Consider the following 227-nt stretch of genomic DNA (forward strand, 5'->3'; position numbering starts at 1 on the left):
CGAATTTGCCCAACCGGAGTTCACGAATGATCTGCGTTCTTTCCAAGGTCTTGATGTCACTATGCAGATACTTGACTTTTAAGCCGAGATCTTTTAGATAATCCGTTAAGTCTTCTGACATTTTCTTGGTCAGAGTAGTAATCAAGACCCGCTCATTTTTTTCGATCCGCTGATTGATTTCGCCAACCAAATCATCAATCTGTCCCATAACCGGGCGAACCTCAACT

Annotated in this window: 1 protein-coding gene; it reads right to left on the reverse strand. The window is 42.7% G+C overall.

Going from position 1 to position 227, the window contains the following annotated elements; all coding sequences use genetic code 11:
* Window positions 1-227 (reverse strand): helicase-related protein (locus LI126_RS15300; RefSeq protein WP_334300977.1); only part of this gene is annotated, 227 nt, incomplete at both ends.

This window comes from Mediterraneibacter sp. 210702-DFI.5.30 (assembly GCF_020560115.1).
Classification (GTDB): Bacteria; Bacillota; Clostridia; order Lachnospirales; family Lachnospiraceae; genus Mediterraneibacter; species Mediterraneibacter faecis.